The 15,390-nt window shown below is 65.5% G+C and carries 14 protein-coding genes and 1 tRNA gene; 5 read left to right on the top strand and 10 right to left on the bottom strand.

The genetic code is table 11. The features are described from left to right. Position 1 precedes the first annotated feature (1 nt). The 4 genes from LZ585_RS11935 to LZ585_RS11950 form a co-directional block, all read right to left on the bottom strand. The gene (locus LZ585_RS11935) at positions 2 to 1,348 is read right to left on the bottom strand and encodes a DUF1800 domain-containing protein (RefSeq protein ID WP_234853781.1); all 1,347 of its coding nucleotides are present in this window, start codon (positions 1,346 to 1,348) and stop codon (positions 2 to 4) included. Positions 1,349 to 1,417: 69 nt separating this feature from the next. Then, positions 1,418 to 3,193, bottom strand: coding sequence for an aspartate--tRNA ligase (aspS, locus tag LZ585_RS11940; protein WP_234853782.1), 1,776 nt, complete (start codon positions 3,191 to 3,193; stop codon positions 1,418 to 1,420). A 62-nt stretch (positions 3,194 to 3,255) separates the two neighbouring features. Continuing rightward, complete coding sequence (locus tag LZ585_RS11945) at positions 3,256 to 3,912, bottom strand: CPBP family glutamic-type intramembrane protease (protein WP_234853783.1); 657 nt, start codon at positions 3,910 to 3,912, stop codon at positions 3,256 to 3,258. After that, entirely contained in the window at positions 3,885 to 4,643 is a 759-nt protein-coding gene (locus LZ585_RS11950; RefSeq protein WP_234853784.1) for a glycoside hydrolase family 25 protein, read from the bottom strand. The genes LZ585_RS11945 and LZ585_RS11950 overlap by 28 nt, the downstream gene beginning before the upstream one ends. 233 nt (positions 4,644 to 4,876) lie before the next feature. Between LZ585_RS11950 and LZ585_RS11955 the strand changes: the two genes are divergently transcribed. Further along, positions 4,877 to 5,936, top strand: a protein-coding gene (locus tag LZ585_RS11955; protein ID WP_234853224.1) for an IS630 family transposase whose coding sequence is annotated in 2 segments (ribosomal slippage) — positions 4,877 to 5,349 and positions 5,348 to 5,936 — 1,062 coding nt in all. Because the reading frame shifts where the segments join, the coding sequence is not laid out codon by codon here. 14 nt (positions 5,937 to 5,950) lie between these two features. On the opposite strand, the gene LZ585_RS11960 is transcribed toward LZ585_RS11955, so the two are convergent. Further along, complete coding sequence (locus tag LZ585_RS11960) at positions 5,951 to 6,253, bottom strand: hypothetical protein (RefSeq protein ID WP_234853785.1); 303 nt, start codon at positions 6,251 to 6,253, stop codon at positions 5,951 to 5,953. 48 nt (positions 6,254 to 6,301) lie between these two features. After that, complete coding sequence (locus LZ585_RS11965) at positions 6,302 to 7,681, bottom strand: FAD-binding oxidoreductase (RefSeq protein WP_234853786.1); 1,380 nt, start codon at positions 7,679 to 7,681, stop codon at positions 6,302 to 6,304. A 147-nt stretch (positions 7,682 to 7,828) separates the two neighbouring features. Between LZ585_RS11965 and LZ585_RS11970 the strand changes: the two genes are divergently transcribed. Continuing rightward, positions 7,829 to 8,722: a glycosyltransferase gene (locus tag LZ585_RS11970; protein WP_234853787.1), complete on the top strand. Its 894-nt coding sequence runs from the start codon at positions 7,829 to 7,831 to the stop codon at positions 8,720 to 8,722. Then, positions 8,722 to 9,549, top strand: coding sequence for an NAD-dependent epimerase/dehydratase family protein (locus LZ585_RS11975; RefSeq protein WP_234853788.1), 828 nt, complete (start codon positions 8,722 to 8,724; stop codon positions 9,547 to 9,549). Before LZ585_RS11970 ends, LZ585_RS11975 begins: the two co-directional genes overlap by 1 nt. 54 nt (positions 9,550 to 9,603) lie before the next feature. On the opposite strand, the gene cobT is transcribed toward LZ585_RS11975, so the two are convergent. After that, positions 9,604 to 11,466, bottom strand: coding sequence for a cobaltochelatase subunit CobT (gene cobT, locus LZ585_RS11980; RefSeq protein ID WP_234853789.1), 1,863 nt, complete (start codon positions 11,464 to 11,466; stop codon positions 9,604 to 9,606). A gap of 151 nt (positions 11,467 to 11,617) precedes the next feature. On the opposite strand from cobT, the gene LZ585_RS11985 reads away from it, so the two are divergent. After that, entirely contained in the window at positions 11,618 to 12,199 is a 582-nt protein-coding gene (locus LZ585_RS11985) for an NADPH-dependent FMN reductase (RefSeq protein WP_234853790.1), read from the top strand. Between the two features lie 44 nt (positions 12,200 to 12,243). Here the strand turns inward: LZ585_RS11985 and LZ585_RS11990 are convergent, their stop codons facing one another. Genes LZ585_RS11990 through LZ585_RS12000 form a run of 3 tightly spaced genes read right to left on the bottom strand, consistent with a single transcriptional unit; the run spans position 12,244 to position 15,181 of the window. Then, positions 12,244 to 13,107, bottom strand: a complete 864-nt coding sequence (locus tag LZ585_RS11990) for a hypothetical protein (protein WP_234853791.1) — start codon at positions 13,105 to 13,107, stop codon at positions 12,244 to 12,246. 23 nt (positions 13,108 to 13,130) lie between these two features. After that, positions 13,131 to 14,531: a TolC family outer membrane protein gene (locus LZ585_RS11995; RefSeq protein ID WP_315857602.1), complete on the bottom strand. Its 1,401-nt coding sequence runs from the start codon at positions 14,529 to 14,531 to the stop codon at positions 13,131 to 13,133. Next, positions 14,528 to 15,181, bottom strand: coding sequence for a protein-L-isoaspartate O-methyltransferase family protein (locus tag LZ585_RS12000; protein ID WP_234853792.1), 654 nt, complete (start codon positions 15,179 to 15,181; stop codon positions 14,528 to 14,530). Before LZ585_RS12000 ends, LZ585_RS11995 begins: the two co-directional genes overlap by 4 nt. Positions 15,182 to 15,304: 123 nt before the next feature. Here LZ585_RS12000 and LZ585_RS12005 point away from each other — a divergent pair. Then, a tRNA-Cys gene (locus LZ585_RS12005) sits at positions 15,305 to 15,378 on the top strand. Positions 15,379 to 15,390 lie beyond the last annotated feature (12 nt).

Raw genomic sequence — 15,390 nt, forward strand, 5'->3', positions numbered from 1 at the left:
GTCATCTCCGGTTGAAATCGGGCGAGGCGAGGATCAGGGCCAGCCCCTCGGCCGGGCTTTCGGCGCGCGGCACGGCCTGGCGCAGCGTATCGGGCGCCGTGTCCCCAAGGGCGGTCTGAAGCACATCGCGGGGGTCGGGCAGGTCCGGGCGCAGCTTGGGCAGCCGGCGCATCGCCCAGTCGATCCGCCCGGCCAGCCCCTGCGCGGTAACCCAGGCCGCCGCATCCTCGGGCCAGCCGTCGGGACCGCGCGGGCTGCCCCATCTCATGCCCATTCCCGCCATGCCGCTCAGCAGTTGGTTCTGAAAGACGGGTTGGTCCAGTGCCATGATGTTTCCGGGCCGGATGCCACAGGCGCGCAACGCCGCCACGATGTAATCGAAGGGCTGGCGGACCTTCTGCCGGAAACAGTCTTGCAGTTCCGGTGCTTCTGCCAGGGCCAGATAAAGGGACGGCAGATCGCCCCCGCTGTCCCGGAAAACCTGGGCCAGCCGCTTGACCAGGCTGTCGGGCGGATCGTCGGACACGAAATGCACTGCCAGCTTGCGCGCGATGTGCCGGGCAGTCGCCAGATGGTCCGCAAGGTCATGGATCGCCTGCAGGATTGCCCCCTGCCCTTCGCCCCGGTGATAGGTCTTGCCCAGAACCTGAAAGGCGCCCGGCTCTGCCCAGTTCTTGTTGAAGAATGCCGTGGCGTCCCGGTTCGGCCGGAAGGTGAGGCCGGTCAACAGCAGCGCCAGTTGCCGCACGTCGCGCTGAGAATAGCCGGACCCGGCCCCCAGGCTGTGCAATTCGATCATTTCCCGAGCCAGGTTTTCATTGACGCCGCGCCCGCGCTTGCCTGCCGGGGAACTTGGCCCGACCGAAAGCGCCTGGTCCAGATAGGCGATCATCCGGGGATGGGTTTCGGCGGCAACCATCAGATCGGCGAAACGGCCCGACAGGTGCGGGCGGATCGCCTCGTCCACAAAGGCGGCGGCGGAAATGCTGTCGAACAGGTTGCCCGCCGTGACGGTGAAGTGATCGGCCCAGAACTGGACCAGCCGTTCGCCAAAGCCGCCGTCGCCCACCGCCCGCGCAACCCTGATCCGGGGCGCACGCAGGCCGATGTCGCGCATGATGTCCTTTACCGCCTGCAAGGCCGCCGGGTCTTGCTGCGCGCCCTGGCGGTTCAGGTCGGCATAGCGCGCGCGGTGGGGCAGGTAATCGCGCGCCATCGAAAAGGCATCGCCGTCCGGAGCGGCGGATGCCACCGATTCGACCCAAGCCACCGGATCGGCGGGCGGATCGGCCCAGGGCGACAGTCCATAGCCAAGCCGGATCGCGGCCAGTTCGGGATATGCCGGCATTCGCGCCCCCTTGCAGTGCGGGGGCGATCCCCCGCGCCAAGGTTATGCACGCAAAGGGCGAATGTCAGATCACTCTTTCGGCAGGGGGCGCAGGCGCAGGTCGCGCAACTGTTCGTTGGTGGGTTCGGAGGGCGCGCCCATCATCAGATCCTCGGCCCGCTGGTTCATCGGGAACATGATGACCTGACGGATGTTCGCCTCGTCCGCCAGCAGCATCACGATCCGGTCGATGCCGGCGGCACAGCCCCCGTGCGGCGGCGCGCCATAGCGGAAGGCCTTGACCATGCCGCCGAAACGTTTTTCCACCTCGGACGCCGGATAGCCCGCCAGTTCGAAGGCCTTGAACATGATTTCCGGCTTGTGGTTGCGGATCGCGCCCGAAATCAGTTCATAGCCGTTGCAGGCGAGGTCGTATTGATAGCCCTTGACCTGCAAGGGGTCGCCGTTCAGCGCATCAAGCCCACCCTGCGGCATCGAGAACGGGTTGTGGCTGAAGTCGATCCTGCCGTCGTCGGTCTTCTCGTACATCGGGAAATCGACGATCCAGGCGAACTTGAACTGGTTTTCCTGCGTCAGGCCAAGCTCTCGGCCGATCTCGTTGCGGGCGCGGCCCGCAACGGCCTCGAACTGCTCGGGCTTGCCGCCCAGGAAGAAGACGGCATCGCCCTCGCCCAAGCCAAGCTGTTGGCGGATCGCCTCGGTCGGCTCGACGCCCAAGGCCTTGGCGATGGGGCCGGCAGCCTCGGTCGAACCATCCTCGGCCTTCCGCCAGAAGATATAGCCCATCCCAGGCAATCCTTCGCGTTGTGCGAAGGCGTTCATGCGGTCGGCGAACTTGCGGCTGCCGCCGGTGGGGGCGGGAATGGCACGGACCTCGGTGCCTTCCTGCTCCAGCAGCTTGGCGAAGATGCCGAAGCCCGAGCCGCGGAAATGATCGCTGACGACCTGCATCTCGATCGGGTTACGCAGGTCGGGCTTGTCGCTGCCGTATTTCAGCAGGGCTTCCGCATACGGGATGCGCGGCCAGTCGGCATCGACCGGGCGGCCGCCCCCGAATTCCTCGAATAGCCCTTGGATGACGGGCTGGATCGCGGCGAAGACATCCTCCTGGTCCACAAAGGACATTTCCAGGTCGAGCTGGTAGAAGTCGGTGGGGCTGCGGTCTGCGCGCGGGTCTTCGTCCCGGAAGCAGGGCGCGATCTGGAAATACTTGTCGAAGCCCGCGACCATGATCAGCTGCTTGAACTGCTGGGGGGCCTGCGGCAGGGCATAGAACTTGCCCGGATGCAGGCGCGAAGGCACCAGGAAGTCGCGCGCGCCTTCGGGGGACGACGCGGTGATGATCGGCGTCTGGAATTCGGTGAAGCCCTGGTCCCACATCCGGTTGCGGATCGACCGCACCACCTGCGACCGCAGCATGATGTTGTTGTGCAGCGACTCGCGCCGCAGATCCAGGAAGCGATAGGCGAGGCGCGTTTCCTCGGGGTATTCTTGGTCGCCGAAGACCGGCAGGGGCAGTTCGTCCGAAGGCCCCAGAACCTCTAGGTCGGTGGCATAGACCTCGATCGCGCCGGTGGGCAGCTTGGGATTGACCAGCGACGCATCGCGCAGCTTCACGCGGCCGTCGATGCGGATAACGGTTTCGGCGCGCAAGCGGTCCATCGCGGCAAGGACCGGGCTGTCGCTGTCGGCCAGCACCTGGGTCATGCCGTAATGGTCGCGCAGATCGACGAACAGCACGCCGCCATGGTCGCGAACCCGATGGACCCAGCCCGACAGGCGGACGGTTTCCCCGGCATGGGCGGCGGTCAGATCGCCGCAGGTATGGCTGCGATAGGCGTGCATGGTCGTTCCCCGAATTATCCGCGCCCCGCATCAAGCGCGGCAAGGTCGGGAAGTCAACCGCCCTAGAACGGTCGCACCACGTTGCCAGAGTAGAAATAGGCGCCCATGCCGAGGGTGAACAGCAGGTTCCCGGCAAGGGCGTGCAGCAGCCAGGCCGCCGGAAAGCCGTGCCGCAGATAGGCGCGTGCAAAGATCCAGCCGCCCACAAAGGTCATCACCGCCACGACCGACGACCAATACATCAGATGCGCGAACGAAAAGATGGCCGCGTTGATGGCAATGGCGCCATGGCCGGATGGAAGCAGCGCGCCATAACGATGAAAGAACAGCGGGCGGAAGATCAGTTCCTGCGGCAGCGCCGACAGGATCGGGTAAAAGACCCAGATCAGCGGCAGCATCCCTGATCCCAGCATCGGGAACAGCCGTTCGGGATAGGTGAAATACAGGATCGCCGTACCTGCCAGAAGGGTCGCCACCGACAGGCCCAGAACCTCCAGCCAGGGCATCCTGCTCCACCCCGTGACAAGGGACCGGAACCCGAAGCCGCCGGTGCGCCACAGCAGGAACAGACCCACCAGCGAAAAGACCGCCAGGGCCTCGAACAGCAGATGGCCCGGCATGAACAGCGCAATCGCCAGCGGCGCCCCGATATAAAGCGCCGCGAACTCGATCCCCAGCCAAAGGCGGGGTCTTACCGCGTCAGGCGTGTTTGCAACCATCGCACCCAGTCCGCCCGTGTTCCGGCAAAGGCATTGAGGTCGGTATTGCCTCGAATGCCCGGCACGATGCCGGTCCCGGTATATTGCCAGAATGCCCACTGCTGGCCGGGATAAGGAACGCTGGGATGGTTCGCGACCGAACGCAGCCAGAATTCCGCCCGCATATCGCCCAGCCGGTTGTCGCGATAGAAATCGACCGTGGTATAGATGATCGGCCGCTGACCGTAGTGGCGGCCCACGATGTCCATGAAGATGGAGGCCTGCTGCTTGATCTGCGCGGGCGAAGGCCGATACGGGCAGGTCCGGGAATTGGTCCATTCCAGGTCGATGACCGGCGGCAGCGATCCGATCTCACGCGGGACCTGGCGGATGAACCATGCCGCCTGCTCTGCCCCGCTGCGGCAGAAATAGTAATAGTGATAGGCGCCGCGCGGGATCCGGGCTGCTGCGGCCTCTCTCCAGTAGCGGTGGAAGTTGGCGTCGTAATGATCGCCCCCTTCGGTTGCCTTGATAAAGGCAAAGCTGATCCCCGAGCCACGGACGCGGTTCCAGTCGATGTCCCCTTGCCAGCGCGACACGTCGATGCCGTGGACCGCATGACCATAGGGGTGGCGTCCGCCCCAGTCATGCGGGGCCGAATCGCCCAGTTGCGGAACGGCGCCGGGACCGGGCGCGGGGCGGTATCCGCCGCGTTCTGGCGTGCGCGCGCAGGCCACCGCCAATACCAACATAAAGCCAAGCAATAGCTTAGAAAAAATCCTCATCCTGCCCTCGAATGCCGTCCTGAACCGGATCTTGTTGCGCCCCGCTTATTGCAAAGGCGTAAAGCAAAGTCACCGGTTCGTGACGGTCACGAGTGCGTCAGACGGGTCTTATACCAGCGGCATGAACCATCGACTCTGAAGATGGTTTGCTTTGCGGCCGACCTCTGATTCACTCCCTTGCAAGGCGGAGGAGGATCAGGATGGCAGTGGGCATCACACGCACGGACCTTTCAGCATCGGATCTGCGGCGGGAGGCGGCTCAAGTGAAGGACGCGCGAGCGTCGCGCCGGATGCTTGCGCTGGCGCATGTGCTTGACGGGCGAAGCCGGACGGAAGCGGCACAAAGCTGCGGTATGGATCGGCAGACGCTGCGTGACTGGGTTCATCGTTACAATGCCGAAGGGCTGGCCGGCCTTGTCGATCGGCCGCTTTCCGGGCGGCCAGCGCGGCTCAGCGCCGAGCAGATGCGCGAACTTGCCGTGATCGTCGAAACGGGGCCTGACCCGTCGACGGATAAGGTCGTGCGTTGGCGTCGGATTGACCTCTGCAACGTGGTTGACCAGCGGTTTGGCATTCGCGTGGCGGAGAGGACCATGAGCGCGATCCTTCACCGGCTCGGCTTTGCGCGTCTCTCAGTCCGGCCGCGCCATCCGCAGGCCGATGGCGAAGCGCAAGCGGTATATAAAAAACTTTGCCGAACTGGCGCGCGCAGCCTTGCCTAACGAAGCGCAAGGAAAGCCCTTGGAGATTTGGTTCCAAGATGAGGCCAGGGTGGGCCAGCAGGGAACATTGACACGCGTGTGGGCGAGAAAGGGCACACGCCCGCGGGCGCCAAAAGACTGCCGCTACGCCTGGGCCTACATCTTCGGGGCGGTCTGCCCGGCCCGCAGGATCGGTGCGGCGCTCGTCATGCCCTACGCGAACACGGAGGCGATGAACGCCCACCTGGCCGAAATCAGCGGGCAGGTATCGCCCGGTGCACACGCGCTCCTTGTTCTCGATGGCGCCGGCTGGCACAGCTCCACAGACCTCATCATCCCGCCCAACATCAGCCTGCTGCCACTGCCACCTTACAGTCCGGAACTGAACCCGGTCGAGAACCTCTGGCAGTTCCTCCGTCAGAACACCCTCGCGAACCGGGTCTTCGACAGCTACGACGCCATTGTCGACGTCTGCTGCGATGCCTGGAACACCCTCCTCGCAATGCCGGAACGCGTCGCTTCAATCACCTCACGCGATTGGGCGCAGGTCAGTGGATAATGCCGTTGGTATTACTAGTCGGCAGCCTCGCCCTCGGCCGCGGGTGCGGCTTCGGTGCCGCGCACCTCGCCCTCCTCCATCTGCGGGGTTCCCTCGGGGGATACCACGGGCGGCGCCGTGCCATCTGTGCCCTCGGCATTGGTGATGGGCGTTTCAGCGGGCGGGGGCGTGGTGGCGATGCCTTCGTTCTGCTCGTTCGTGCCGGGCATGAAGACCAGAAAGGCGATAAGCGCGGCCAGCAAGGCCACGGCAATGGCGATCAGTGCGGGCCGGTGCCGGCTGGCGGATCGTTGCGGATTGTTGTCGTTATGGGACATGGGTGCATTCTCCGAATGGCTTGGAAAGGCAACGGCAGGACGCAAGGCCTAGTTCCGGTCCGGCACCAGCTTTCCGGGGTTCAGGATGTCGTGGGGATCAAGTGCCGCCTTGATCTGCCCCATCACGTCCCAGCCCTCGCCATGCTGGGCGGCCATCAGTCCCCGCTTGCCGATGCCCACGCCATGTTCGCCGCTGATCGTGCCCCACACGGCAAGGGCGCGTTCGGCCATGCGAATGGCGACGCGCTTGGCGGCGGCCATCTCGGCGGCATCGGCGGGATCGACCAGCAGCAGCGAATGGAAGTTGCCGTCGCCCACATGGCCCAGGATCGGACCGACCAGACCTTCGGCCGCAATATCGGCGGCTGCGGCATGAACGGCGGCAGGAAGGTGCGACATCGGCACGCAGACATCCGTGATCAGCCCCGAGGCGCCGGGCCGCAGCGCCAGGCAGGCATGATAGGCGCCGTGCCGCATCCGCCACAACCGGGCACGATCCTCGGCGGTGGTGGCCCAGGCGAACCCTTGGGCGCCGAATTCGGCGGCAATGTCCCCAAATCGGGCCGCATCCTCGCGGACAGAACCGGGCGATCCGTGGAATTCGATCATGAGATGCGGCTTTTCCGGCAGGCCGCTGCCCGAATGCAGGTTGAAGGCACGGGCCGAGGCCGCGTCGACGAATTCGATCCGCGCCATGGGGATGCCCGACTGGATCGTCACGCTGACGCATTCGACCGCGTGATCCAGGCTGTCAAAGGCACAGACGGCGGCCGCGACTTCCTCGGGCTGGCCATGCAGCCGCAGGGTCAGCTCGGTGATCACGCCCAGCGTGCCCTCGGACCCGACGAACAGCCCCGTCAAGTCATAGCCCGCGCTGGATTTCGCGGCCCGCGTGCCGGTGCGGATGATCCGACCGTCCGCCAGCACCACCTGCAAGGCCAGCACATTGTCGCGCATCGTGCCATACCGCACCGCCGTCGTGCCGCTGGCCCGCGTCGCGGCCATCCCGCCAAGGCTGGCATTGGCACCCGGATCCACCGGGAAGAACAGCCCGGTCGCGCGCAGTTCGGTATTCAATGCCTCGCGCGTGACGCCGGGCTGGACGCTGGCCTGCATATCCTCGGGCCGAACCTCGACCACCTTGTCCATGCGCGACAGGTCCAGGCTGATGCCGCCCCGGACCGGCAGGGCATGACCCTCGAGCGAGGTGCCGGTGCCCCAGGCGATCACCGGAACGCGGGCATCGTTGCAGGCCGCCAGGATCGCCGCCACCTCCTCGGCATTTTGGGGCCAGGCCACGGCATCGGGCGGGGGCGAGCGGTGAAAGGCTTCGGACTGCGCATGATGGTCGCGGTCTGCCGCTGCCTCGGACAGGCGCGTGCCAAGGATGCCGCGCAAGCGGTCGGAAAATTCGGCAGGCAGGCTCATGGATCATTCCCTTGGTTGTTGCCAACAGGTTAGCGCCAAGATGAAACTTGGCAAACCTTGCCGCGTTCTGTCATCAACGGTTTACAAAAACGCCATATCGTCGCATCTGCCGCCATTGCCAACGTTTCGGACTTCCCAGGATCGCCCATGGACAGAAACCGGATTTCCCCGCTTTATCCCACCCCGCCGCAGGGCAGGTACGATGCCCTGCCGGAGGGCCTGCACGCCGAAACGGCGGCCCGGTCCGACCGGGCCTATGTCACGCTTGTGACCAATTCCGACTATCTGCCGGGGGCCGAGGCGCTGTTGCGGTCGCTGAAGCTGACAGGCACGCGGGCCGAACTGGTGGTGATGCACAGGGGTCTGGGTCCCGCCCATCTGGCGCGGCTGCGCGCGCATGGCGCCCGGCTGATCGCGGCTGACCTGCTGCCCACGTCGGACAGCTTCGACCGCACCCATGCCCGCGATGCGCTGCACGCCCGCGCGGCCTTTACCCAGGGTGGCAAGCCCGATTTCCACACGCCGCTGGACAACTTCGTCAAGCTGCGGCTGTGGCAGCTTGATTATGACCGCTGCGTCTTCATCGACGCCGATGCCGTGGTGCTGCGCCCTGTGGAAAAGCTGTTCGACCTGCCGGAGTTCTGCGCCGCACCCAATGTCTATGACGGGCTGGACGGGTTCCACCGCATGAACTCGGGCGTGTTCACCGCGCGTCCCGACGCCCGCACCTTTCAGGCGATGATGGCGCATCTGGACCGGCCGGGGGTTTTCTGGCGGCGGACGGACCAGACCTTCCTGCAGGACTATTTCCCGGACTGGCACGGCCTGTCGATCCATCACAACATGCTGCAATATGTCTGGATGAACATGCCCGAGCTGTGGAGCTGGGAGGACATCCGCATCCTGCATTTCCAATATGAGAAACCCTGGCAGGATCACGACAAAACCCATCTGCTGCGTCCCTTGATCGAGTTGTGGCGCGCCATTGCCGAAGGCCAGCCCGTGCCCGACCTGGCCGCCCAGGTCCGCCCGGCCGCCTGATGCGCATCGCGCTGACCGGCGCATCGGGTATCGTCGGCGACTTTGTCCTGCGCGCAGCCCAGCGGGCAGGACACAGGGTCACGCGGCTGGATCGCAGCAACGGCTTTCGCCTGGGCGATGCCCCCGACCTGATGGGCCATGATGCGCTAATCCATTGCGCCTTTGCCCACGCCCCCGGCCGGTATCGCGGCGGCGAAGGGGAGGATCCCGATGGTTTCCTGCGCCTGAACCGGGACGGTACCTGTCGCCTTTTCGATGCGGCTGTTCGCGGCCGCGTGGGACGCATCGTCTTTCTGTCCTCGCGTGCGATCCATGACGGCCATCCCCCCGGCACCCTCCTGCACGACGACCTGCCCGCCCGACCCGCCAACCTGTATGGCCAGGTCAAGGCGGATGCCGAGGATTACCTCGCCGGCCTTCCCCTTTCGGGCACAGCGATCCGCGCAACCGGCGTTTATGGCCATTCCGGCAAATGGCGCGGCCTGTTCACCGACTATCTGGCAGGCCGCCCCATCCAGCCCCGCGTCGCCACCGAGGTTCACGGCGACGACCTTGCCGCCGCGATCCTGCTGCTCCTGGGCCAGCCGGACCCTCCCCCGCAGGTGAATTGCAGCGACCTAGTCCTGGATCGCCACGACCTGCTGGCCGAAGTCCGGGCCTTGACCGGCTGCCCGCATCCCTTGCCTTCCCGTGTGGATCCGGCAGCCCTGCGCATCCAGACCTGTGACCGGCTGGAGGCGCTTGGCTGGCGGCCCGGCGGGGTGGCGAAACTGCGCGCCACCCTGCCCCTGCTGCTGTCTTCTTCAGAAAAATATCCTTGGGGGTAGGACGCCATCAGGCGTCCGCAGGGGGCAGACGGCCCCCTGCCACCGCGGGACGCATCAGGCGCGACGAGCCATTCCCAACACCCGCGCCCGCTTGCGCGGATCGGCGTCGAACAGCGCCGCCAGTTGCTCGGTGATTGCGCCCGCCAACTGGTCGGCATCGGTGATCGTAACCGCGCGTTCGTAATAACGCGTCACATCGTGGCCGATGCCGATCGCCAACAGTTCGACCATGCGCCGCTTTTCCACCATGGCGATCACGTCGCGCAGGTGCTTTTCCAGATAGTTCGCCGGATTGACCGAAAGGGTCGAATCGTCGACCGGCGCGCCGTCGGAAATCACCATCAGGATCTTGCGCACTTCGGATCTCCGCACCAACCGCCTGTGCGCCCATTCCAGGGCCTCGCCGTCGATGTTTTCCTTGAGCAACCCTTCCTTCATCATCAGCCCCAGATTCGGCCGCACCCGCCGCCAAGGCGCATCGGCGGGCTTGTAGATGATGTGGCGCAGATCATTCAGGCGCCCCGGCTGGGCGGGACGGCCTGCCTGCAACCAGGCTTCGCGCGATTGGCCGCCCTTCCAGGCACGGGTGGTAAAGCCCAGGATTTCCACCTTGACGCTGCACCGCTCCAGGGTGCGGGCCAGAACGTCAGCGCAGATGGCGGCGATACTGATGGGACGCCCGCGCATGGACCCGGAATTGTCGATCAGAAGTGTCACCACCGTATCGCGGAACTCGGTATCCTTTTCGACCTTGAAGGACAGCGGCGTGGTCGGGTTCGCCACAACCCGCGCCAGGCGCCCGGCGTCCAGCACGCCTTCTTCCTTGTCGAATTCCCAACTGCGGTTCTGCTGGGCCTGCAGGCGGCGCTGCAGCTTGTTGGCCAGCCGCGACACGGCGCCCCGCAAGGGTTCAAGCTGCTTGTCCAGATAGGCGCGCAACCTTTCCAGTTCGGCAGGATCGGCCAGATCCTCGGCCCTGATTTCCTCGTCCCAAGCCTGGGCAAAGACCTTGTAATCCGCACTTGCGTCGCTGACCGGAGGCGGCAGGTCAGGCGGGGTTTCCGACTCGGGTATCTCTGCCTCGTCGGTCAACTGGTCGTCGGACTGGTCGTCCATGCTGACCTGGGCCTGCCGTTCGTCCTGCTGCTGCTCCTGGGATTGCTCGGGCGAGGCTTCGGCATCCTCGCTGTCGTCCTGGTCGCGGGACTGGTTGTCGCCCGCTTCCTCGTCCTGTTCGGCACTCTCGTCGGCGTCGTCGTCTTCGGGCTGGTCGGGATCGTCGCCCAACTGGTCCGCATAGCCCAGATCGCTGATCACCTGCCGGGACAGGCGTGAAAATGCCGCCTGGTCGGCCAGCACCTCGTTCACATGGGCCAGCGATCCACCCGCCTGCTGTTCGACGAACGGGCGCCACAGATCTGCGACGTGCTGCGCACTGGAAGGCAGGACGCGGCCTGTCGCCGCCTGGCGCACGATATAGCCTGCCGCCACCGCCAGGGGCGCATCGGCGGGGGCCTTGATCTGGCCATAGCCCTTCTTGTCGGCATCCGCGCCAAGGCGGGCGTCGATGTTGGACAAGGCGCCCGGCATATCGCGCGCGCCAAGCGCCTCGCAGCGGGCGGTTTCCATGGCCTCGTAAAGCTCTCTCGCCATCGGCCCGGCCGGGGCAAAGCGCGAATGGGTCGCCGCATCGTGGTGGCGCATCCGCATCGCCAGGGCATCGGCGGTGCCGCGCGCCTGCAAGACCTCGTCCCGGCCCATGCGGCGGCTGACCTGCGGCAGGCGCATCGTATCGCCCGCCACGCCGGACGGATCGGCGCTGAAGGTGACGTTCAGTTCCCGGTCGTCGGCCAGGGCGCGGGTCGCCTCGGACAAGGCCTTCTTGAAGGGATCGGCAGGGTTGTCGGACTTTTTCATAAGGATTGATAGACCACCGCCGCGCGTCCCGATCAAGAGAGTTGTGCGCGAATGCAGGACAGGCTGTGCGGACCGGCTTGCGGAAAAGGCTGACCACCGGCCCTGAAATGACGTTAGTCTGGCCATGCCATCCACTGAAAGGACGACGGATATGACCAAACCCCGCATCGGCGTGATTATCAGCTCTACCCGCGACACGCGTTTTGCCGACAAGCCTGCGGCCTGGCTGATGGACAAGGTCAAGGATCACCCCGACCTGGAGTTTGACCTGATCGACCTGCGCGACCAGAACCTGCCCTTCTTCAACGAGCCTGCATCGAACCTGTGGATGCCGTCGAGCGATCCGAATGCGGTGGCATGGCAGGAAAAGCTGGCGGGCTTCGACGGCTTCGTCTTTGTTGTCGCCGAATATAACCGGTCCATCACGGGGGCGCTGAAGAATGCGCTGGACCAGGCTTACAAGGAATGGAACCGCAAGCCGTTCGCGGCGCTCGCCTATGGCAGCCTGGGCGGGGCGCGGGCGCTGGAGCATCTGCGCCTGATCGGGATCGAGCTTCAGATGGTGCCCCTGCGCAACGCCGTCCATATCGGCGGGGGCGATTTCTTCAAAGTATCTCCCTTGGGGTCGGACGCCCCGATGAGCGAGATAGAAGCCCATCTGGAAGGCTCGCTGAACGCCATGCTGGACGAACTCGCCTGGTGGGCCAAGACCCTGCAGACCGCCCGGGGCTGAACCATCGCCGGGCAGCATCCGCGAGGGACGCTGCCCGGATGGGATCAGAAGCGATCCAAGTGGGCGTCGATGGCGGCTGCGATCTCTCGGCGGATCACCGCGCGCAGATTGGCCGAGAAGCGTTCGCCCAATTCGCCATTCAGTTCTTCCTGCACCATCTCGCGGAGCAGATCGCGGATGCCTTGTTCTTCGTCGATCCCTGCGGCCTGGGCCTGCTGTTCGGCGGCAAAGGCGTCAGCCTCGGCGGCAAGGCGGGCGACGGTATCGACCGAAGCCGGTTCAGGCGGCAAGGTCCAGCCGGACAGGCGTTGTTCGACCGGTTTCGCCTCGGCCGAGGCGGCCGGTTCCTCCAGTTCGGGACGCATCCGGGCCTTCCAGTCGAAAGCCTCCGCGAAATCATCGGCATCGTCGGCGAAATCCTGGACCGGCCCGGCAAGGTTTGCGGCCGCAGGAACAGGATCGGGTTCGACCTGCGGCAGGGCTTCGCGCGCCTCGGGGCGCAACCAGGCCCGCCAGCCGGATGCCTTTGGCGCCTCGGGTTCATCGACCCGCCGTTCGGCCCCAAGCCGCAGCGGAGAAACATTGGCCGCAGGCGCCGCCTCGGGTCTGGCCCGAAGGATGAATTGCGGAATGGGAGGGGCCGGTTCGGGTTCAGGGGCAGCCGCCGCCGGAACCGGCCGGGCTGCCGTTTCGACCATTTGCCGTGCCAGGGCGGCATTGCCGCCGTAACGGCGGGCCAGGAATTCCCCGGCATCGTCCTGGACCAAACCGTTGCGTTCGGCCCGGATGCTGTCGCGCGCCGAGGAAAGCGCGTCATCGTCGGCGATCATGCGGCGGATGGCGGTCAGGACATCGCCGATATCCTCGGACAGGCGGGCGGCGTTCTGTGAAAAGCGGGGGTCAGCCATGGTGCCCCCCGCCGTTCAGGGCATCAATCGCGCCCGATCGCGCGCAACACGCGGTCAAGGCTTTCGCCCTGTTTGCTGGTATAAGGCGCATCGCGCACGGCGTTGTAGTATTGCGAAGGGTCATAGGTCGGAATCCCCAGGTTCAGGTGTTCTACCGTAAGACGACCCATAGCAGCCAGAAGTTGATAATGTGCTAATTGGAGGTTGGCTTCCGCCGTAATCTTGTCCGCCCGCGCCTCCAGCAGCGACTGTTCCGCATCCAGCACGTCCAATGTGGTCCGCGCGCCAAGCGCGGCTTCCTCGCGCACGCCATTATAGGCCTGCTGGGCGGCAGAGATCTGTTCGTCGATGGCGCCGATCTGCGCCCGGGCTACGGTGATATTGGCCCAGGATTCGCCAACCTGCTGGCTGATCTGGCGCGACACGTTCAGCAATGCCGACCGTACCTGATCGCGTTCGGCCATGGCCCTGCGATGCTGGGCAGGCAGCCGCCCGCCGGAATAGATGGTCTGGTTCAGTTCCAGCCCGACCGAGGCGCTGTTCCGGTTGTTATATTCGCCGCCGAATTGGGTTTGCGGGCTGCGCGTGACGCCCGCGCCCAAATTGCCCGTCAGCCGGGGATTGCGCTCTGCCGCAGCAATGGCGACGCCCAGTTCAGCCGCCGCGGCGCGGCGTTGCGCCTGCGCGATCAGCGGATGGTTGCGCTGCCCGATAGCCCGTGCCTCGTCAACCGAGGCCGGCAGCTGGGGCAGCGGCGGGGGCGCATCCAGCCGTTCGGGGAACCGCCCGGTCGCAGCCAGATAGCCCTCGCGCGCGATTTCCAGGTCACCCTGCGCCGAGGCAAGTCCTGCCTGCGTCTGGGCAAGCTGCGCATCCGCCAAGGCCACATCGGTCACGGTGATCTCGCCCACGTCAAAGCGGTCCTGCGCAGCCTGGCGTTCGCGGCTGAGAACCTCGACCGAGTTCTGCTGCAAGGCCACGCGTTCGGTCGCCTGCTTGATCTCGAAGAACGCGACCGTTGCCCCCAGAAGGATATCCTGTTCCACCGCGACCAGCCCCTGGCGCGTCGCCAGCACCTGTTCCTTGGCGGCGTCGATGGCCAGTTGCGACCGGCCCCAGTCATACAGCGTCATCTGCGCCCCGATCTGGAGCGAGGTCGAGCGCGCCGTCGTATAGCCCGTCAATCCCTCGACCCGCTGGACCGTATGGCTTGCGGTCCACTGAACCACGGGGCGCAGCGCGGCAATGGCTGCTGCGACATCCTCGTCGGCGGCGCGCAGCACCGCGCGGTTCTGTTCGATCAGCGCGGAATGGCGATAGGCCGCGACCATCGTGTCAGCCAGCGATTCGGCGACCGCCGCCTGTCCGCCAAGGCCCATCAGCCCGACGGCGGCGATTGCGGCAAGTGAACGAAGCCCCCTCACAGCGAAAAGCTCCGCACCCGTTCAAAGCCGGGCAGCAACGGCGCGCCCGCATTGAAGGCATAACGCCAGATGATACGGCCGTTCAGGAAATGTCCAATCCTGACAACGCCAAGGGCGCCTTCGACGAAAAGCGCAGCGATGCGGCCGCCTTCCTTCAACTGGGACAGGATCGCCTCGGGCACGTCCTCGACGCCGCCGTTGATCAGGATGGCGTCGTAGGGGGCTTGCCTGGGCGCCCCTTCGTTCAGGGGCGCGTTCAGGACGGCGACGTTGAAAACGCCCGCCTCGGACAAACGGCGCTCGGCCTCGGCGGCCATGTCGGCGTTATCCTCGATCGCGACGACAGTCTGGACCAGCCGCGCCAGAACCGCCGCGGAATAGCCAAAGCCGCAGCCCAGATCCAGGACCAGGTCACCCGGCTGCAGATCCAGCATGTCGATCATCTTGCCCAGGGTGCGCGGTTCCAGCAGCACACGGTTCCCGCCCAGGTCCAGATTCTCGCCCGAATAGGCAACGGCTCGGCGCGAAGGGGGCACGAAATCTTCCATCGGGACCGCCAGCATGGCCTCGATTACGGGGAACTTGGTGACATCACTGGGGCGAACCTGCGTATCCACCATCGTGGTGCGCCGCGCGGCGAAATCGCTCATCTTTGGGAACCTCTGCGAGCTGCTTTGAGGCTTATTGCCACGATTCCGGGACTCCCGCAACGCCGCACGTTCCCGTCTTGCAAGCGCCCCGCCGATCCATTATTGCATGCAAACCTTGTCAGCGGCGGGTTGGCGGAGAGGTTACGCAGCGGATTGCAAATCCGTGAAGACCGGTTCGATTCCGGTACCCGCCTCCAAGGCTCCTCTTC

Source organism: Paracoccus everestensis (assembly GCF_021491915.1).
GTDB lineage: Bacteria > Pseudomonadota > Alphaproteobacteria > Rhodobacterales > Rhodobacteraceae > Paracoccus > Paracoccus everestensis.